Origin of the sequence: Polyangium sp. 6x1 (assembly GCF_029946515.1) — a bacterium.
Taxonomy (GTDB): Bacteria; Myxococcota_A; Polyangia; order Polyangiales; family Polyangiaceae; genus Polyangium.
In genome coordinates this window covers 25,508-44,681 of record NZ_JARZHH010000031.1, presented here as the reverse complement: position 1 = coordinate 44,681, position 19,174 = coordinate 25,508, and the positions used below count along the sequence as shown (strand labels likewise).

17 protein-coding genes are annotated in these 19,174 nt (G+C 69.2%); 11 read left to right on the top strand and 6 right to left on the bottom strand.

Annotated features, from left to right (window positions below):
• Positions 1–140: 140 nt before the first annotated feature.
• Positions 141–710, top strand: a complete 570-nt coding sequence (locus QHF85_RS26765; protein WP_281330160.1) for a hypothetical protein — start codon at positions 141–143, stop codon at positions 708–710.
• A gap of 501 nt (positions 711–1,211) precedes the next feature.
• On the opposite strand, the gene QHF85_RS26760 is transcribed toward QHF85_RS26765, so the two are convergent.
• Positions 1,212–2,114, bottom strand: coding sequence for a LysR family transcriptional regulator (locus QHF85_RS26760; RefSeq protein ID WP_281330159.1), 903 nt, complete (start codon positions 2,112–2,114; stop codon positions 1,212–1,214).
• A gap of 100 nt (positions 2,115–2,214) precedes the next feature.
• Here QHF85_RS26760 and QHF85_RS26755 point away from each other — a divergent pair, with 100 nt between their 5' ends.
• The 8 genes from QHF85_RS26755 to QHF85_RS26720 all read left to right on the top strand — a co-directional run bounded on the left by QHF85_RS26755 (position 2,215) and on the right by QHF85_RS26720 (position 10,904).
• The gene (locus tag QHF85_RS26755) at positions 2,215–2,544 is read left to right on the top strand and encodes a nuclear transport factor 2 family protein (RefSeq protein ID WP_281330158.1); all 330 of its coding nucleotides are present in this window, start codon (positions 2,215–2,217) and stop codon (positions 2,542–2,544) included.
• Positions 2,541–3,329, top strand: coding sequence for an SDR family oxidoreductase (locus QHF85_RS26750; protein ID WP_281330157.1), 789 nt, complete (start codon positions 2,541–2,543; stop codon positions 3,327–3,329). The genes QHF85_RS26755 and QHF85_RS26750 overlap by 4 nt, the downstream gene beginning before the upstream one ends.
• 1,414 nt (positions 3,330–4,743) lie before the next feature.
• Complete coding sequence (locus tag QHF85_RS26745; RefSeq protein ID WP_281330156.1) at positions 4,744–5,961, top strand: ABC transporter permease subunit; 1,218 nt, start codon at positions 4,744–4,746, stop codon at positions 5,959–5,961.
• Positions 5,962–6,030: 69 nt separating this feature from the next.
• Positions 6,031–6,774 carry a phosphate ABC transporter ATP-binding protein PstB gene (pstB, locus tag QHF85_RS26740; protein ID WP_281330221.1) on the top strand — a complete coding sequence of 248 codons (744 nt, stop codon included), beginning with the start codon at positions 6,031–6,033 and terminating at the stop codon, positions 6,772–6,774.
• Positions 6,775–6,803: 29 nt separating this feature from the next.
• Positions 6,804–7,511 carry a phosphate signaling complex protein PhoU gene (gene phoU / locus QHF85_RS26735; RefSeq protein ID WP_281330155.1) on the top strand — a complete coding sequence of 236 codons (708 nt, stop codon included), beginning with the start codon at positions 6,804–6,806 and terminating at the stop codon, positions 7,509–7,511.
• A gap of 33 nt (positions 7,512–7,544) precedes the next feature.
• The gene (locus QHF85_RS26730) at positions 7,545–8,396 is read left to right on the top strand and encodes an MYXO-CTERM sorting domain-containing protein (protein WP_281330154.1); all 852 of its coding nucleotides are present in this window, start codon (positions 7,545–7,547) and stop codon (positions 8,394–8,396) included.
• Positions 8,397–8,494: 98 nt separating this feature from the next.
• A complete protein-coding gene (locus QHF85_RS26725; RefSeq protein ID WP_281330153.1) occupies positions 8,495–9,403 on the top strand; it encodes an SH3 domain-containing protein in 909 nt (302 codons plus the stop codon).
• 70 nt (positions 9,404–9,473) lie between these two features.
• Complete coding sequence (locus tag QHF85_RS26720) at positions 9,474–10,904, top strand: VanW family protein (RefSeq protein ID WP_281330152.1); 1,431 nt, start codon at positions 9,474–9,476, stop codon at positions 10,902–10,904.
• Here the strand turns inward: QHF85_RS26720 and QHF85_RS26715 are convergent.
• Genes QHF85_RS26715 through QHF85_RS26705 form a run of 3 tightly spaced genes read right to left on the bottom strand, consistent with a single transcriptional unit; the run spans position 10,857 to position 14,085 of the window.
• Positions 10,857–11,639, bottom strand: coding sequence for a metallophosphoesterase family protein (locus QHF85_RS26715; RefSeq protein WP_281330151.1), 783 nt, complete (start codon positions 11,637–11,639; stop codon positions 10,857–10,859). The genes QHF85_RS26720 and QHF85_RS26715 overlap by 48 nt on opposite strands.
• Positions 11,636–12,880 carry an ATP-grasp domain-containing protein gene (locus tag QHF85_RS26710; RefSeq protein ID WP_281330150.1) on the bottom strand — a complete coding sequence of 415 codons (1,245 nt, stop codon included), beginning with the start codon at positions 12,878–12,880 and terminating at the stop codon, positions 11,636–11,638. Before QHF85_RS26710 ends, QHF85_RS26715 begins: the two co-directional genes overlap by 4 nt.
• Positions 12,881–12,900: 20 nt before the next feature.
• Complete coding sequence (locus QHF85_RS26705; protein ID WP_281330149.1) at positions 12,901–14,085, bottom strand: GNAT family N-acetyltransferase; 1,185 nt, start codon at positions 14,083–14,085, stop codon at positions 12,901–12,903.
• A gap of 464 nt (positions 14,086–14,549) precedes the next feature.
• Here QHF85_RS26705 and QHF85_RS26700 point away from each other — a divergent pair, with 464 nt between their 5' ends.
• Both QHF85_RS26700 and QHF85_RS26695 read left to right on the top strand, forming a co-directional pair.
• Positions 14,550–15,944 (top strand): adenylate/guanylate cyclase domain-containing protein, encoded by a 1,395-nt coding sequence (locus tag QHF85_RS26700; RefSeq protein WP_281330148.1) that lies wholly within the window; start codon positions 14,550–14,552, stop codon positions 15,942–15,944.
• Complete coding sequence (locus QHF85_RS26695) at positions 15,941–16,975, top strand: hypothetical protein (RefSeq protein WP_281330147.1); 1,035 nt, start codon at positions 15,941–15,943, stop codon at positions 16,973–16,975. The genes QHF85_RS26700 and QHF85_RS26695 overlap by 4 nt, the downstream gene beginning before the upstream one ends.
• Here QHF85_RS26695 and QHF85_RS26690 read toward each other — a convergent pair.
• Together QHF85_RS26690 and QHF85_RS26685 are read right to left on the bottom strand one after the other, a co-directional pair.
• Positions 16,970–18,799 carry a hypothetical protein gene (locus QHF85_RS26690; protein ID WP_281330146.1) on the bottom strand — a complete coding sequence of 610 codons (1,830 nt, stop codon included), beginning with the start codon at positions 18,797–18,799 and terminating at the stop codon, positions 16,970–16,972. The two genes, QHF85_RS26695 and QHF85_RS26690, sit on opposite strands and share 6 nt — an antisense overlap.
• 56 nt (positions 18,800–18,855) lie before the next feature.
• On the bottom strand, positions 18,856–19,074 hold the full coding sequence (locus tag QHF85_RS26685; RefSeq protein ID WP_281330145.1) for a Franean1_4349 family RiPP: 219 nt from the start codon (positions 19,072–19,074) through the stop codon (positions 18,856–18,858).
• Between the last annotated feature and the right edge of the window lie 100 nt (positions 19,075–19,174).

The following is a 19,174-nucleotide window of genomic DNA, read 5'->3' as shown; positions in this document are numbered from 1 at the left end:
AGGGGCCTTGTTCGGGTTTGGGCCTGACGGCATCCGCCGGGGACGTGGTTTGTCGCTGCGTAGAACAGACGAGGACGAGGGGCCATGTCGTGTGTCGACCCCCTTCCTGCGGTCTGTCCGATCGTGTTGCGTGCCCGACTGTGGCTCGCCCGTCGGCATTCGAAATTGTTGCCGTCATCTCATGCGTCGTGGGCATGGTTTGGGCCGTTCGTGGTCGCACTGGCTACGATGGATTCGATCGAGGCTGGATCGCGAGTCCTGGAGATACGGATGCAGGGACGGGTGAGCGCGGGGGACCGTCGGAGATTCGAGACATCACGCTCGTCGTCTTCTTTTTGAGTGTGCAGAGCAGCTATGCCGAGAACACAGAAGTACCGGCCACGGCGGACGTGTTCGACACCGTGCAGTTCGTCGAATCCGAGACCGGCTGCTGGCGCATCAAGACGTTCGCAGCGGATCAAGATGTTCATCCCTGGCATCTCGGAAACACCTCCGACTGCGTCGCATTGGCGCATGCCAACACGGAGAAGCACTATGGCGACGTGCTGGAGAAGGGATACGTCCTGAGGACCGGGGAGGGAATCGAAGGGCTGCGTCGCGAGCTTGCCGAGCGAGGGCTCTCCACGCATCTGGAGGTCTCTCCGTCGGGACTCGTTTTCTGTACGCCCGAAGGGACTCGTTACCGAAGCAAGACCACGCCGGAGCCTTGAGTCAATGAGACCAGGCGCCGAGCACGGCCATCGCGCGGGACGCTCTACACCTCTATTGCGTTATCAACCTCGACCTCCACATCTGGAAAACGGCTCGACAGATCGTCTGCAAGGCTCTCTCGCGTCACGTCCTTGCAAACGACCTCGAACACGGGTTCGGTGAGCTCGATGCCGTTCCGTTCCAGCGTCCAACATGCCCAGCGTACGAGGACTTCGTCGCCAGAACTCGTGGTCTCCCACTGCGGTTCGTCGTACCTCCTCGCCCAGCCGCGTCTGGGCGGGTGCCCGTGGGCGTGCTTGGGCCGCCTGTTGCTTGGTTCGGGTTCTACGGGTTCGTCGCACCCGATCAATAGGCCGCGCACACCGGTGCCCTCATCGCACCGCCTTCGGCACGGACAACCAATGGCCTGGTCGCGCTATCCCCCGATACCGTCTCGCGAGTCCCGGATCGGGCGTGGCGCCGATGCGGGTCGCGCCTTGCCGCGACGGTCCCCGTCACGCCTACTTTTTGCCGCGCCTTCTACCTATCTTTAGAAAGTCGATCAGAACCTTGAGCTTGGGGGCGAGGTTCAGCCGGCTCGGGTAGTAGAGGAAATAGCCCGGGATGTGCGGGCAATACCCATCGAGCACCCGCACGAGTCGCTTCTCGGACACGAGCCCGCTCACCATGTCTTCGAAGACGTAGGCGAGTCCGACGCCCTCGACGGCGGCGTCTACCAATACCGATCCGTCGTTGGTCACGACGCGGCCGTCGACGACCAGCTCGAACTCCTTGTCGCCCTCGACGAACTTCCACCGGGCGACTGCGCCCGTCGACATGCGCAGACCAATGCACTCGTGCCCGTGAAGCTCGCGCGGATGCGTGGGCTTGCCTCGGCGCGCGAAGTAGTCCGGTGAGCCGACGACCACGAGGCGCTGGTCCGGGCTAACGCGAACAGCGATCATCTCGCGATCGAGGCTGTGGCCGAGGCGAATCCCCGCGTCGAAGCCTTCGACTACGATGTTCGACAGCGCCTCCTGGAGACAGATGTCGATTCGGATGTCGGGGTACGCGGCGAGAAAGGCCGCGAGCTTCGGCTTGATGACGTCGTTGTAGCCGGTTCGGAGCATCGTCAGGCGCAACAGACCCGATGGGCGTCCGTTCATGGCCATGAGCGACTCGAACGCGGCGTCGATGCCGTCGAATGCAGGCCTGAGCTGCCCGATGAAGTGCTCACCGGCCTCGGTCAAGCCGACGTTGCGTGTGGTTCGTTGAAGCAGGCGCACACCGACGCGCTCTTCGAGGGCGCGAACGATCTGACTAACGGCAGATGGCGTCACCCCCAGCTCGACGGCCGCCGCCCGGAAGCTCCGCTTTTCGGCCACGCAGAGGAGGGCCCGAAGCCCGGATAGGTCGTCACGCATTGTTTAGCCTGGCTAACTATAGCATGCACGATTCCGCGCGTTCTCTTTTTGTTTGGAGAGACTAGTGTCTCCGAAGCGAACAACGCAGAGGAGAACACTCATGACGCCCGCACTCCCCAAACCCATAGCCGCCTATGTCGAGGCAAACGCACAACTCGATGTGGACGGCATGCTGAAGCCTTTTGCCGCCGATGCGGTCCTCTCGGACAACGGAAAACGTCACGAGGGCCACGCCGAGCTGCGAACCTTGTTTGAAGACGAGGTGATCGCCGTCAAGGCGATCTTCACGCCGGATGCCGTTCGCCACGAGGACGGTCAGGTCGTGGTCGAAGGCCCTGCCCATGGCGACTTCAAGGGCAGCCCGATCCGCTTCACCTATCGCTTCACGCTCGAAAACGACACCATCAAAGCACTGGAGATCACGATATGAACATCAAAGCTGATCCCGCGGAGTTTGCTGGAAAGCGTGTGCTCATCAGCGGCGGCAGCAAGGGTCTGGGCCGCGCCACCGTCGACCGCTTCCTGGCCGGGGGCGCCCGGGTGATCACCGCAGCCCGCGGAACCCTGGAGCCCATCGACGGCGTCGAGTTCGTCCGCGCGGATCTGACGACGGCCGAAGGCGGCGAGACCCTGGCCAAGGCGGCGCTCGAGCGTATGGGCGGCGTCGACATCCTCGCCCACGTGATCGGTGGCTCGGCCTCGCCGGGCGGCGGCTTTCTCGCGCTGACGGACGATCACTGGCTCGCCGAACTGAACCTGAACCTCATGGCCACGGTCCGCCTTGATCGCCTCTTGGCTCCGCAGATGATGGAACGGGGTGCCGGCGCGATTGTGCATATCACCTCTATCCAATCCATCCTGCCGCTTCCCGAATCGACCACTGCCTACGCCGCCGCAAAGGCCGCGCTCAGGACCTACAGCAAGTCGATCTCCAAAGAGCTGGGGCCGAAGGGCGTGCGGGTCAACGCCGTCTCCCCCGGCTGGATCATGACCGAGTCGTCCGTCGACCTTCTGAAGCGTCTGCAGGCCGCCAATGGCGGCACGATCGAGGAGGCGCGGCAAGTAGTCCTTGATGCTCTGGGCGGTATCCCGATCGGGCGTGCAGCCGAGCCCGAAGAGGTTGCCGATCTCATTGCCTACTTGGCCTCGGATCGCGCCGCCGCGATCCACGGCGCCGAGTTCATCATCGACGGCGGCACCGTCCGGACCGTCTGACGTGGGCGTCTGCGCCGGGACGCTGTACCGGTGGCGGCATGATAGGCTGCACGGCGTTCTGGTGAAGGACGATCCGGTCCCCCCGAGACCGGTGAGCGCCCGCCCAAATCCCTCCTTCGGAGGCGAAGTGAGCCGCAGGCGAACGAAGACTCCGGATTCGGCGCGGCCCGCTGGTGGCTCTTTCGGCGCCCTGAGCGGGACGGCTTCTACGTCGCGGGCCTGACCTGAAGCTCTCTCGCCGCGCGAAGCTGCCGCCCGCGATGGCGATCCCGTTGGGACAGAGTTCGGTTGCGATCGAACAGCGCGCGCAGCCACCGCTCGTGACGCTCGAGCTCCGCACGCGTGCACGTGCAAGGCAGCATGGCTTCATCGCCTCGAAACCCGCACGGGCAAGCGTACGACGCGCCGACGAGCAGAGGTCGCGCGGGGAAGCCAAAGCTCTCGCCCTTGGCGATCGCGACGGCCAACGCTGCGAGCTTGAAGGTACCTCCTCGCCCAGCCGCGTCTGGGCGGGTGCCCGTGGGCGTGCTTGGGCCGCCTGTTGCTTGGTTCGAGTTCTACGGGTTCGTCGCACCCGATCAATAGGCCGCGCACACCGGTGCCCTCATCGCACCGCCTTCGGCACGGACAACCAATGGCCTGGTCGCGCTATCCCCCGACTACGACCTCGTGCGGCAGCGCGATCCGCTCCCCGCGCAGCGCGGCCATGACCGCCGTGCGCAGATACATAGCGACAGGGTGACGAGCGTGGCAATGTACCAAGGAAGGGGCGAAGGGTCGCGACGACGACGCGTCGACCATTGCATGGATCTGTCCTGTCCTCGGAATGGACCGGCCCTCACCCCCCATAGGCAGGGCAGCCATTCGAGCCATGGAAGGACGAGCCAGCGACGTTCGGCCGTCATCGACCCGAAGGCGACCGGTCGCGAACGCGTCCACGCCCTCGGCGTTCGCTCGGACGCGAACCACCTCTCGCGTGGACACGACCGGCGCTCGCTCCGACGCGAACCACCTCTCGCGTGGACGCGAACGGCGCTCGCTCGGACGCGAACCACCTCTCGCGTGGACACGAACGGCGCTCGCTCGGACGCGAACCCCCTCTCGCGTGGACGCGAACGGCGCTCGCTTGGACGCGAACCACCTCTCGCGTGGACACGAACGGCGCTCGCTCGAACGCGAACCCCCTCTCCCGTGGACGCGAACCTCCCTCGCGTCCACGCCCTCGGCGCTCGCTCGGACGCGAATCACCGCTCGCGTCCGAGCCCTCCGCATTCGCGTGGACGCGAACCACGTCCCGCGTGGACACGGACCACCGCTCGCGTCCAAGCCCAAAAAAACCGCTCCCACCCCCCTTTTTTTCGCCGCTCCACCCCTCTGTCACAGTCCTGTCACACAGCACGGGTACGACGACCCTGTGGGCACCCGCGTCACGCGTTCGCTCGCGGACGCCGTCGTCCCGAAGCTCCTCTTCCTCTGCGCGCTGTCGAGCGTCGTCGCCACGCTCGCGATCGCCGGCCTGCTCGGCGCGGAAGCCCTCGGGTTCGTCCGGACGCTCGGCGCGTCCGGGGCCTCGGGGGCCGCTGGCGCGCGCCTCGCGACGCTCGTCGCAAACACCGTCGTCACGACGCTCGTCGGCGTCCTCGTCGCGCTCCCCCTCGGCCTCGTCGCCGCGATCTACCTGAGCGAGTTCGCAGGGCCACGCGCGCGCCGCGTCTTCGAGCTCGGGCTCGACGTGCTCGCCAGCCTGCCGACGGTCGTCCTCGGCTACCTCGCGCTCGCCCTGCTCGGGCCCGCCTTCGCCGAGAAGAGCGCGCTGCTCTCGGGCGTCGCCCTGGGCGTGATGATCCTGCCGTACTTCGCGGCGCGCAGCGAGGCCGCCATCTCCGCCGTCCCGCACAACCTGCGCGAGGGCGCGTATGCGCTCGGCGCGAGCAAGCTCCAGGCCGTGAACCGCATCGTCCTTCCCGCGGCGCTCGGCGGGATCGGCGCCGCGCTGCTCTTCGCCGTCGCGCGGGCGCTCGGCGAGGTGCTGATCCTGGGGATCGTCACGGGCCACGCGCCCGAGGGCCGGTGGGACGCGTGGGTCCTCGAAGCGTCGAGCCACCTCGCGCGCGCGTCGCTCTCCGCCACGATCGAGGGCGCCCTCTCGCTCGTCGCCCTGGCCGTCGTGATGGCCGTGCCCGCCTCCGTGGGCGCCGCGTCGTGGCTCGAAGAGTACGCGCCTCGCGGCAGGATCATGTCGCTCGTCGAGACGGTCGCCCGCAAGCTCGCCGCGGCCCCGCCGATCGTCTACGGCCTGCTCGGGCTCGCGATCTTCGTGCGTGTCCTCGGCTCCGGCGAGAGCGCGCTCGCGGGCGCGGCCATGCTCGCGCTGCTCCTCTTGCCGCGGATGACCACGGCCTTCCGCGAGGCGCTACGCGCGGTGCCCGGATCGCTGCGGGAAGCCTGCCTCGCGCTCGGCGCCGATCGGCTGCGTACGCTGCGCGAGGTCGTGCTGCCGGCGGCGATGCCCGGCCTCTCGCGCGGCGCCCTCCGCTCGCTCGCCCGCGCCGCCGTCGAGACGGCGCCGCTCGCGTGCATCGGCGCGATCGAGCTCTCGGCGCTCCCCTGGAAGCTCCTCGGCGCGGCCTAGCGCCTGCGCAAAACCCACGGAACTCGTATGACCTCCGACCACCCGCCCGACAGCACGCCCCCGGTGAAGATGAAAGCCGAGGATCTGCGCGCGTGGATCGACCGCGAGGAGGTCATCCGCGGGATCACGCTGCGCATCGCGGACAAGCGCGTCACGGCGCTGATGGGCCCCTCCGGCTGCGGCAAGTCCCCGCTGCTCCGCTGCTTGAACCGCATGCACGAGATCACGCCGGGCAGCCGCGTCGAGGGCCGCGTGCTGCTCGACGGCAAGGACATCTACGCCAAAGACACGAGCCCCGCGGAGGTCCGCCGCCGCGTCGGCATGATCTTCAAGAAGCCGAACCCGTTCCCGCACATGTCCGTGCGCGACAACATCCTCGCGGGCCTGCGCCTGAACGGCCTCTCAGCCGAGCGCCCCGACGAGCTCGTCGAGCGCTCGCTGCAGAAGGCCGCCCTCTGGGACGAGGTCAAAGGCGACCTCGCCCGCCCTGGGACGAGCCTCTCGCGGGGCCAGCAGCAGCGCCTCTGCATCGCGCGCGCGCTCGCGCTCGGGCCCGAGGTCCTCTTGCTCGACGAGCCGACGAGCGCGCTCGACCCCATCGCGACGCGCCGCATCGAGGATGTCCTCCACGAATTGCGCGCCGAGCTCGCGGTGGTCATCGTGACGCACAACATGCAGCAAGCCGCGCGGGTCAGCGACTACACGGCCTTCATCCACGAGGGCGAGCTGATCGAGTTCGACCGCACGGACCGCATCTTCACGAACCCGCGGGAGCAACGAACCGAGGACTACGTGACCGGAAAGTTCGATTGAGCGCCAACGATATGGCGTAAGGTCAGTCCATGAGCCGCGTCTACGAAAACGAGCTGCGCACGCTGCGCGAACGGCTGCTGCTCATGGGCAGCCTCGTCGAGGAGATGATCGGCAAGGCGATGCAGGCGCTCGCCACGCGGGACACGGCGCTCGCGCGCTCGACGATGAAGATGGACCGGCGCATCAACCGGCTGGAGGTCGAGATCGACGAGCTCTGCATGCGCATCCTCGCCATGCGCCAGCCCGTCGCCTCGGACCTGCGCTTCGTGACGAAGGCGCTGAAGATCGTCACGGACCTCGAGCGCATCGGCGACCTCGGCGTGAACATCTGCGACCGCGTGGCCGAGCTGAACGAGGAGCCGCCGCTCGGCGCCGACTTCGACCTCGTCGCCCTCGCCGACGAGGCGACGCTCGTGGTGCACGAGGCGCTCGACGCGCTGGTGGAGCGCGACGTCGATCGCGCGACGGAGCTGCTCGGGCGCGACGACGCGATCGACGAGCACTACAGCGAGATCTGGAAGCGCCTGCTCGAGCTCATGACGCGTGATCCGACGACGATCTATCGGGCGACGCGGATCCAGTCGATCGCGAAGTACCTCGAGCGCATCGGCGATCACGCGATGAACATCGCCGAGACGGTGGTCTTCCTGGTGACGGGCAAGGACATCCGGCACCGCAATCGCCGTTACGAGACGGACGCTCCGCCCCCCGACGCGGAGGGCTCCGGTCGGCCCTGAGACGTTCCTCTTTCCTTGGCTCGACGAGGGATCATGCGCCTTGCCATCAGCTTTGCCCTTGGGTTCAGCGCCGTCGTGCTCACCACCGCGGCCTCGGCCGACGTCGTGCCCAACGTGCAGATCGACTGCCCGAAGGGCACCACCCAGGAGCGCGGCCACGGCGGGCCCTATTGCGGTCCGCCGATGCGCGCGGATTGCCCGCCGGGGTACGAGCCGCAGGTCTACGGCTCGACGTCCTATTGCGAGCCGCCTCCCCCCGCGCCTTGCCCCGAAGGCATGCACTGGAAATCGAGGGGGCCGGACGAAGCTTCGTGCACGCTGAACGATTCCTGCCCGTCTGCGGGCAGAACATGCGAGACGGGCGTCTGCAAGGAGCTCTCGTTTTGCATCGAAGAGGTGCTGGAGCAGCGCTACCTCTTCACCGTCGGCCGCGGCGTGTGCACGACCCCGTCCGATTGCGCGGCCTTCCCGCGGAGCAAGTGCCAAAAGCGCGTGACGTGCACCAACGAGGAGGCTCGAACAAGCGAGGCCAAGCGGGTCGCCGCGGCCAGAGGCGTGCGGGCGAGCGCCGTTCCAGCGCCGTATGTGGCGAAGCCGGGCGGAGCGCCGCCGCGTTATCCCATCCGGAAGGACGACCCAGAGCCGCCGCCTCCCCCCGAAGCCCCCGCGCCGAACGAGACCCCGGACGCGTCGCTCGTGCCGGATGCGCCGAGCGAGCCCCCCGACGCGTCGCTTCCCCCGCAGGCCGGCGAGGCCAAACCGCCGCGCCCTGGAGGCTGCGCCGGATGTGAGGTCGGTATGTCGGAGCGGGATACGGCGGGGTGGGCGGCGCTCATGACCTTGCTCGGGCTCGGGATCGCCATGCGGCGGCGAAAAGGTGGGTGAGGTCGACCGGGAAGCGGGGGCCCGGAGAGGGCGTTCCGCGCCCCGTGCCGCACGCAAAACTTGCTGAGAGCCCGGGGACTTGTGCTACGGCACGGCCCATGGCGAAGTCAACGCGCCCCGTCACGATCGAGAGGCCCACGCCGGCCGACGAGCGGCCCGCCTGGTCGCGGGTCGGGATCGTCGCCGCGGTGGGCTTCGTGCTCGGCGTCGCGTGGCCCAAGCTCGCGGGCGTGAAGGTCGGACCCAACGTGCCGGGCGATCTCAAGGCCCAGGCCGAGGTCACGGCCCCGCCGGCGTCCGCCCAGGCCGCGCCGGCCGCCGCCGCGCCTCCGCCCACGGCCGCCCCCACGGCCGAGCCCGCCGCCGCGCCGTCGAACAAGCAGACCGTCACCGTCGGCCCCGGCAAGATCAGCCGTTGCTGGGACAAGAAGAACAAGAAGGTCAGCGATTGCGGGGCCCTCCAGCTCGACCCCGTCGCCGTCCCCAAGCTCCAGGGCCTCGCCGAGTGCCCCTCCGCGGTCGGCCTCTCCGGCAAGCTCACGCTCGGCCTGGAGATCGATTTCGAGAAAAAAGAAGTCCACGTCGTCAAGAACAAGAAAGACAAGACGACGATCCCGACCTCGACCGTCACCGGCATCGTGCAGTGCGCCTCGCGCGCCTTCGCGAACCTCCCGCTGGAGGACGTCCCCAACAAGCACCGCAATTACACGGTGCAATACGGCCTCACGTTCTACCCGCCCGGAAAGGGGCCCGAGGAGGCCGAGGCCCCGGCCGCCGGCGAGGGCGAAGACGCTGCCGGCAGCACCACGAGCGAGGCCGAAGCCAATGGCACAGGCGTCGTGAGCTGGGATACGGCCCTCGTGCGCAAGGATCCGAAGGACGGCGAGGTCGTGGCGCGGCTCGTGCGCGGGACGAAGATCAAGCTCGTGGGCCGCCGCAACGATTGGTTCAAGGTCGAGACCGGCGGCAAGACCGGCTGGATCTACCGCGGCGCCATCGGACTCTGATTTTCCACGCAGATCTGGAAATCGCGCCCCCTGGAACGATAAGCTCGGCCCCGAGGCGTTACTCGGGTCGATGTCACACGCAAGCGCGCTCCCCTCGTCCACCACGCGGCGCCCCCGCCGGAACTGGCTCCTCCGCAGCGCCCTCGCCGTGCTCGTCACAGGCGCCGCGGCGCTCTCGGCCTCCGCCGCGTGCAAACACGTCCTGCCCGCTGAAAACGCCGTCGCCAAGGGCGTGCGTATCGGCGGGGCCGAGGCCAGCGCAGGGTCGCCGCGCGAGGTCGCCGAGAGGCAAGCGCGCGCGCTGCTCGATCGGCGCGTCACGCTCGTCATCGGCGAAGACGTCGCCCTGGAGACCTCGCTCGCCGAGCTCGGCGCGACCGTCGACGAGGAGCGGCTCGCCGCGCGGCTCTCGTCCGTCGGCCGCGAAGGAGACCTGCTCACGCGCCTCGCCGACGCGCTCTCCGCGCGGCGCGGCTTCGTCTCGGTGCCCGTCTTCGTCACGCTCCCGATCGAGCCGCTCGCCGCCGCGCTGGAGCGCCGCAAGGACGAGGCCGACACCCCGCCGCGCGGCGCGCGCCTCGATTTCGCCACCGGAAAACCCGGCCCGCACGTCGCCGGGCAATACCTCGACCTGTATGCGACCGCGTCGGCGATCGAGCGGGCGGCCCAGAGCGGCGAGGCGCGCGTGCCCGTCCCGACCTTCGAGATCTTGCCCGACGCGTCGAGCGAGGTCGTCGCGTCGCTCGACGTCTCCCGCGTCGTCACGAAATACGAGACCCGCTTCGGGTATCTCGGCGGACAGGCGAACCGCGCGCAGAACGTCGCACGGGCGGCCGCCGGCATCGACGGCGTCGTGCTCCTCCCGGGCGAGATCAAGAGCTTCAACGCGGAGGTCGGCCCGCGGACGAAGGACAATGGCTTCACCACGGCGCCCGAGATCTTCAAGGGCGAGATGCGCGAAGGCATCGGCGGCGGCACCTGCCAGGTCGCGAGCACGCTGCACGCGGCGGCCTACCTCGGCGGCTTCGAGATCTCCGAGCGCATCAACCATTCCCGGCCGAGCGGCTACATCCCGATGGGCCTCGACGCCACGGTCGTGTATCCGCACGTCGACCTCAAGCTCAGAAACCCCTATCCGTTCCCGGTCGTCGTCCACGCCGTCGCGGACAAAGGCATTCTCACGGTCGAGCTCCGCGGGAGCGGGACGCCCGCCGAGGTCGAATGGTCGAGCGCGACGGTCGGCGTCTCCCCCTACAAACGCAAGATCGAGGAGAGCGCGGGCCTGACCGAGGGGCACGTCGTCCTGAAGCAGAAGGGCATCCGCGGCTACCAGATCAAGAAGACGCGCGTCGTGAAATCGACCGACGGCCGGGCGCACGTCGAGGAGAAGACCGACGTCTATCCGCCGACCTTCGAGATCCTGATCGTCCCGCCCGGCCTCGATCCCGCGTCGCTACCGCCTTTGCCCGGCGAAGAGGCCGCGCGGCAATCGAGCGGATAACCACGCTGCGATCCCGCTCCGCTGCCTCGCCTCGAGCGCCGCCACCTTCGCCATCGCCAGCGTCGTATCGTATTCGACGCGCCGGAACCACACAGCGCCATGATCCATGTCGAGGATCGCGAACGCCGCGCGCGGATCGCCGTCCCGCGATTGCCCCACGCTGCCCGGGTTGATCAGGTAATGCGCCCCGTCGTCGAGCTTCACGAGGTCGCCCGGCGCCGGCCCGAACGCGCCGCCCCGCGCCCGCCACGCCCCCGCGTGGTGCGTGTGTCCGAAGAGCCCGATCCGCGCGCCGTACCCGCCCTCCTGCAGCGCGCGCAGGCTCTTCTCCAGCCGCGACAAACTCGACAGGTGGAGCTCGTCGTTCGGCGTCGGGTGGAGCGCCGCGTGGAACAGGAGGAGCTCCGGCGACGCCTTCCGGACGAGCGGGAGCGACGCGAGCCAATCACGCGTCGCCCCGCCGAGGAGCCGCCTCGTCCATTGCATCGCCTGCTCGGCCTTCCAGCCGAAATGCACCGTGTCCCGGAGCCCGAGCGCGGCCCGATCGTGGTTGCCGACGACGCTCTTCGCCCCGGCCGAAACGAGCATCCGCGCGCATTCGTTCGGGTTCGCCCCGTATCCCACGACGTCGCCGAGGCACAGGATCGCGTCGACCCGCTCCACGTCGATCGCCGCGATCACCGCGGAGAGGGCCTCGAGGTTCGCGTGCACGTCCGACACGACGGCGTATTTCACGGCCGACCCGCCTTTCCCACGCCGCGCCGGGCCCGCTGCCCCACGCGCTCGGCCAGCGTGAGCACGAGCGGCCAGGGGTCGTCCCACGAGAACACGTCGAACACCTTCGGCCCGCGGTACGAGGCCACGAAATCGCGGAACGACACCGCGCCGGAGGGGCCGTAATCGAGGAGAAACGCCCGCAAATCCCCCTCCACCGAGGCCCAGCGCAGCCCCGGACGAACCGGCCCCGTGCGCGGCAAAGGCAGCCCCGCGAGCTCGGCATACGCGACGAGCGGCAGGTTCACCCCCGACGCCGCGCCGAGCCGGTTCCACAGGTTGAAGCGCGGATTCGCCTCCAAGAGGAAGAGCTCGCCCGTCTCCGCGTCCCGCTTGAAATCGAGCTTCACCACGCCCACGAGCCCGAGCGCACGCACGACTTCGAGCCCGACCCGCGTCACCTCGGGATCCTCGACGATTTCGATGAACGTGCTCTCCCCCGAGCCCGACGGGTACGTCCGGATCTTCTTGCCCACGTGATGGGCGACCGGCTCGCCGCGCGCGTTCATCCACGCGTGAAAGCTCGTGATGTGATCGTCGCCGCCGCGCACGTACCGCTGCACGACGAACGCCGTGCCCGACCGCTGCATCTGTTCGAGCCGCTTGCCGAGCTCCTCCGGCGTCCGCGCGAAGAGCGCCTTCCGGGGCAAACCCCCCTCCTCGCGCACGGCCAGAGACTTGCGGAACGACGTGTGATTGACGGGTTTCAACGCGCACGGCAGAGACACGCGCGCGAGCACGTCCTCCCGCGCCGTCGCCTCCTCGGACGTCACCGTCGCGGGCACGGGCAAGCCGAGCCGCCGCGCGAGCCCGGCGAAGCGCGCCTTGTCGACGAGCTCCTCGACGCGCTCGGCCGGCGGCAGGAGAAATCGGTAATGGCGCGCGAGCATCTCCCGATGCCGCGAGACGCAGAGGAGCATGGAGTCCGTCCCGTAAAACAGGACGGGCCGCCCGCCCGTCCGCTCGGCCACGATCCGCAGATCGTCGGCCGTCCGATCCGGGTTCGTCGCGGGATCCGCGACGACGGCCGTCCGCTCCACGTGCCGCGATCCGAACGTCGGATCCCCGGCGCGCGTCGAGGCCACGACGAACGGAATTCGCCGTCGAGAGAGCCCCGCCGCGGCGGGCGCGTCCCCGGCAAAACACCGGACCATGTTGAGATCCCCGCAAAGCACGGCCGGGACGAGCGATTGTTGTGGCATCGTTCCCTCCCCCCTTCGAATCAAGTCTCCTCGTCGGCGAAAGCTTCCACCGGACGCGGCTTCTCGGCCGGACGTCCACGCAGCCGCGCGATCTCGCGCGCGGCCCGCTCGGCGTGATCCCGGAGCGCCTCCCGGAGCGTCCGCCGCGCGGCCCGGATCTCCACGAGCGGACGCGTGGCGAGCGCCATGTCGAGCTTGTAACGCACGTCCCCGCCGAGGAAATCGTATTCGCGCCGCCCCGATGCGATCGCCATTCGAATGGCGAGCGCGTGCGCGGCGATCCCGGGCCGGAGCTTCGGCGGCAGATCGGCGCGCCGGCCGCTCTGATAGAAATACACCTTGTCGTTCCAGATGAGGTTGTAGAGCGCCGCCACCGGCTCCTCCCCGGCCCGGAGCACCGAAAGCTCGAGCGCGCCGCGCGCGAGCAGCGCGGGCATCACGGCGTCGTGGAAGGCCGTGAACCTCGGCGAGGAGAACACCCCGCTCCGGTCGTCCTTCCGCCAGCGCTCCTCGTGCAAAGAGACGAGCGTCGCGCGGGCCGAGACGAGCTCGGCCGGCGTGCGCGCGACCGAGAGCACGAGCTCGCCCCGGCCAAACGTCTCGAGGTCCCGCATCGAGCGCCGCACGAGGTACCGCCGCGACGAAGGCAACGCCGCGAGGTACGCCTCGAACGAGCCCGGCAGCGGCACGTACGGGCTGCGGCCGCGCTCCGTCAGGGTCACCATCAGATCCCTGCGCCCGAGGGCGTCCGCGAGCGCGAAGGGCGCGCGCTTGCTGCCATCCATCGCCGGGAGCACGACCTCGTCCCAGGCCCCGAGCAGGCCGCCCGCGAGCGCCCGCGCCGTCGCCTCCGCGACCGCCTCCTCCTCGCCGCGCTCGGCCACGAGCCCGATGTATTCCGAGACGATTTCGTCCGCCTCGTCCTCGCCCGACGGCATCGTCTCCAGCCGCCGGAACGGAACGCCGCGGTGCCACACGCGCCGCGCCACGAGTGGCAAGAGAGCCACGAGCCGCCCCCCGCGCATGATCCGTAGCGCACGGAGGGATCGCCCATCCGTCCCGCCGAACACGCGCCACCACGGGAGAATCCAGAGCGGGGAAAGCGTCGGCTCGTTGCAATCGCTGCGATCGAGCAGGGCCTCCCAGTCACCCTGCATTGCCTCGAGCTCGGCGATATCGGAGACGACGGTGCAGCAGAGTTGCATGGACCCCTCCGACCGCGCGGCCATTTCGAGCATCCCCCGAAAAACCGCGCCCTTCGTCGTATGGAGATCTCGCGCGCGCGCCCCACGCGCGCCGCGCACGCTCCGATGTAGGCACGGACTGCGCCCCTCCCTGCCTTCCGCCCGGACCAACACCGCCCGCTCGCTCGCCCCCTCGACGCTCGACCCGGGACGGGTGGACGCACCCGCCGGACGCCTGCCTCCGTCCGACGTCCCAGCGACGCGGAAAATCCGCCGCGGCGCTCGCCCGAAGAGCGCGTACGTCCCCGGCGACGAGGGCCCGACAAACTGCACGCTGCCGTGCGGCGCGAGCACATCGACGCGCACAGCAGGGCTCTCGGCGAGCTGCCGGGTTGTCCTGAAGAGCGGGCGCGTGCACTCGCCCCTTGACGCGGGCGGCACTTCCTTGTCCCATCGGGACCCCCTCGAACGCGTCCGAGAGAGCCGTGCTCGACAACCTGAAGAAGCGAATTTTCTCCCGTGAGCGGCTCCCAGACGAGGTTCGAGCCATCCTCCAGAATCAGGAGATGGCCGGCGAACGGCTCGTCAACTACGTGCGCGCGGTCTTCGCGGGGTTCTCGCTGATCGTCACGCTGTTCGTCTCGCCAGGGGCGCAGACCGAGAAGTCCACGTTCATCTTTCGCCTCGTCGGCTTCTCCTGGCTCGTCTACGCGGTGGCCGTGTGGCTGCTGCTCCGCAAGCGCGAACGCTACCACCGCTGGCTCAAGTATCTCTCCATCTCCGTCGACATTTCCCTTTTGTACGTCGGATTGATCGGAAATCTTCTCAATTATTCGGGTGTATACGAGGTCTACCGGACGGCCGTCACCTGGGTCGTCATGTCGGCGTTCGGCGTGATGGCGGGCCTTCGCTACAGCGTCCTCGCCGGCTTGTATTCGGCGTTCCTCGTCATGCTGTACGGGTTCTCGTTCCTCGCATACGTGCGGCTCGAGCTCTCCGTCCCCTGGCTCGCGCACGCGGTGTACATCGGTGAAGGCCTGAACTTCGACGATTGCGTGTACACGGTCGTCTTCGCGGCGATCTCGGGCATATTCGCGGCCGTCATCGCCGGCAACTCCCGGCGCCTCATCCTGCGCGCCGCCACCGAGAGCCTCGCGCGCGAGCGGCTCGAGCAGCACCGCGATCGCCTCGCCAAGTACTTCTCGAAGGACGTCGTCGACCTCGTCCTGAACAACCCGGAGAGCATCGGGCTCGGCGGACAACGAATGACGGCGACCGTGCTCTTCGCCGACATCCGGAACTTCACGCAGCTCTCCACGATGATGCAACCCGAGGAGGTCGTGGAGCTCCTGAACCGTTACTTCTCCACGATGGTCGACATCGTCTTCAAGAACGGCGGCACGCTCGACAAGTTCCTCGGGGACGGATTGATGGCGCTTTTCGGCGTCCCCTACCCGATCGAGCACCCCGAGGAGAGCGCCGTCCGGACCGCGCTGGAGATGCTCGACGCCCTGCAGGTCATGAACCGCGAGCTCGAAGCGCGCGGCATGCTCCGCCTCGACATCGGCGTCGGTATCAACGCCGGGCCCGTCGTCGCCGGCAACATCGGCTCCTCGCAGCGCCACGAGTACACCGTCATCGGCGACACCGTGAACCTCGCCGCGCGCCTCGAAGCGCTCAACAAGGAGACGCGCACGCAGGTCCTCGTGTCCGCCTCCGTTCACCACGCCGTCGAGAAGGTCTTCCGCTCGCGGCAGCTCGGACCGCTGCGCATCCGCGGCAAGCCCGAGCCCGTCGAGGTCTTCGCCATCCTGCCCTCCGACGTCGTGCCCGAGCCGACGCGGATCTCGCTCCTGCCGCCCTCCACCACATACCCGTGAACGTCTCCGATTCGCCCTTCCCGAGCTACGAGGCCCGGCGCGCGGACATCGACGCCGCGTGGGCGATCGTCGAGGCCCACCTCGCCGCGCTCCCGGACCCGCTCGACGCGCTCGCCGCGCGTTTCCTCGCCTCCGTCTCCGCCGGCGAGGCCCGCCACCGGGCCTACTTCCAGAACCCGCTCGCGCCGCCCCTGCTCTACATGCCGCTCTGGCTCCGGGACGGGCTCGTCGGGGCAGGTCGCGCCCCCGCCGCGCTCGACGAGGCCCTGCCGCGGATCCTCGCCGGCACGATGCTGGGCTACTTCTACGTCCGCATCCAGGACGACGTTCTCGACGACCCGGAGCGCGCCGATCGCGAGCTCCTCCTGCTCGGAAATGCCTGCTTCACGGGCATGATCGCGCTCCTGCGCGAGGCGCTTGCCGACCACCGCGGGTTCTGGGGCGCCTTCGACCGCGCGTTCGTCGCGTTCTCCCGCCTCACGGCGCTCGAACAACGCGTGGTGCGCTCGGACGAACCCTACCCGGAGCTGCTCTTCGAGGAGCACTGCGACAAGGTCGCGTTTGCCCGCGTGCCGCTCCTCGCCGTCGCAGCGCTCGCCGACCGGATCGACGCCGAGCCCGCCATCTGCGCGCTCGTGCACCGGCTCGGCGTCGCGTACGGGCTCGCGAACGACGTCCTCGGCTGGCCCCGAGATCTGCTCGCCGGTCACCGCACGTACTTGCTCGCCGCCGCCGGCCTGGATCACGCGAGCCTCGCGCGTGTAGACGCCGAAGCCGCGGGCCCCTCGCGCAACGCCGCGCGGGAGCGGCTCACGGAGGCGCTGCGCGGAGATCTCTACGAAGGCGGACGGCTCCGACGCACCTTGCAAGCGGCCGTCACGTGGCATGCGCGCGCGGCCGAGGCGGCGCGTGTGCTGCCGCTGCCGGCCTTCGAGGCCTTCACGGCGGAGCGCATCGCGTGGATCGAGGCGCTCGACCGGCAGATCGTGGTGATGTCGCTCCGCCGCGCGCTCGGCGGCGCGCGCTCATGAGCCGCGCGTGAGACGCGCGCGCGTTCGGACGAGCGCGCCGAGGCAAACGGCCGAGGTCACCGCCCGCGAGCCGTGCGCCGCTGGCGCGCCATCCTTGCCGGGACAGCAGAAAAACGGCTCCCACGCCCAGTAGCCGTCATACCCCTGCCTCGACGCGAGGTACGTGACGGTGGGAAGGGGGTCGAAGCGCTCGACCCGAGGGCTCGTGACCAGCACTTCGAGGTGACACGCCGTCGCGAGCGGGCTGCCCCAGCCGCCGTCATCGGCGATGGAGTGCGCGATCTCCTCCTCGATTCGCGCGACGATCGCGTGAAGCTGCCTCCGCGGCGCGGGGTCCCCCGGGACTTGGTCCACGACCCGCGCGAGCCGCGCGAAGAGGAGCCGCGTGTAGGGCGCGCCGTAAAAGTACACGGCCCGCATCCCCTCGGCATCCCAGGTGCGCGTGATCCACGACAGCACCAGATCGAACACCCCCTCCGGAAGCGGAATCTCGGCCTCGACGAGCCCGAGGCATGCGTTCGCCGCGACGGCCACGCACACGTGCCCTTCCCAGCGCGGCGAGCCCTCCGGCAAGGGCTCGCGCAGGTGTTGTTCCAGCCAAACCGGCAGACACCCGTCCTCGCCGATGTTGCGCACGAGGACCTCGATGGGCCAGGCGAGCGCGGCGACGAGCTGCGCGGGCTCTGGACAGCGCACGGCCATCTGCAGCGCGAGCCCGAGCAGATCCGAGTCCGGCGCGATCCCGGTGTAGCCCTCGTAGTAGCGATATCCGTCGGGCTCGTGATGCCCGAGCAGCTCGATCATTCGCGCGGAGGCGTCTCCGCCCGCGGCGTCGAGCGCGAGCAGACACACGCCCACGGGGAACAACCGGGCCAGGCGCGGCTCCTCGGAAAAGCCTCCCCAGCGCTGGATCTCCCAGGCCTCACGCAGCTCCACGTCCGCCGCGAGCGCGTCGCGCGTGAGCCGGATCGCCCGCGTGAGCTCCTCCTCCGGCCTCGCCGTGCCCGGCATCAGGGCCAGGAAACGCGCGCTCGAGAGGCCACGCGAGATCGAGCCCTGGAGCGCGCTCGCGAGCGTGGCCAGGGCCTCGGCCTGCGCGACATCGGCCACGAGCGCCTCGGCGTGACCTCGGACGCGCGCCGCCGTCGCGGGGTGCCCGAGGGCGCGGAGGAGAGGCAGCCGGTCCGGCAGTGGCGTCTGCGCGAGCGCGAGCGCGAGCGCGAAGGGCTCGGCTTGCCCCGCGTCCGCGGCGAGCTGCGTGAGCACGTGGGGACGAGGCCCGGCGAGGCGCGGCCGCGACAGCGCATAGACCTCGCTCGCCAGGCGGAGCAGCTTCCCGAGGGCGAGCCCCACGCCCGACAAACCCGCCGAAGACGCGTCCTCTTCGGCACCCGAGAGCGCTGGCACGACCCTTTCGAGCTCGTACGAATCGGAGGCCCCCTCGGACGCATCTCCCCCGAGGATCCCCTCTGCGAGGCGGGCGAGCGCCCGGTCGAACGCAGCCTCGATCGGGTCGGGCAAACGCGCCTCCGCGCGCTCCCGGGCCAAAAGGACCAACCAGGCGGCTGCCGAACGCGCGCCTTCGGATCGCTCCGCGGTGATGGGCGGGGGTGGTTCGGGAAAACGCGCCGTCGCGTGCACGGCGGCGGCGAGGAGAACGATCCTCCGTGCCACCGCGGCCGCTTGGGGTTCGAGGAGCGATCCGAGGGCAGCCGCTGCGACGCATACGGGCGCCTCGGAATCGAAGAACGTGTCGAGCTCGGCTCGGGCGCGCCGACACAGCTCGGCGGGCGCGCTTTCCCAGGAAAGGAAGAAATCGTTCAAGGAATCTCACCGGGCTTTGGGTGCCCGGACGTGACGCGTCGACGTGCGTCGTGCGATCAGGCCGCGGCTTTGCGCTGCGCGATCTGGCTCTCGAACTCCTTGGCGACCGCCTGAACCTCGGCCGGGCTCGTGGACTTGATCGCCTCGATCACCTCGGGCCCGACTTCATAGCCCTCTTCGACGAGGGTCGACTCCGGCGAAGCGAGGAGCTTTTCTCGAAACGTTGCATCCGTGAGGGCGCGACCAATGAGCTCTTCGACGCTCTTCTTCGACATGACATCACCTCTCGTCTCGTTCGACCCGCGATCCGACGCTCGATGTGTGGACAAGGAGATCGTGCCACTGGATACAGCGATCTCACGTTCCTTGTCAAGC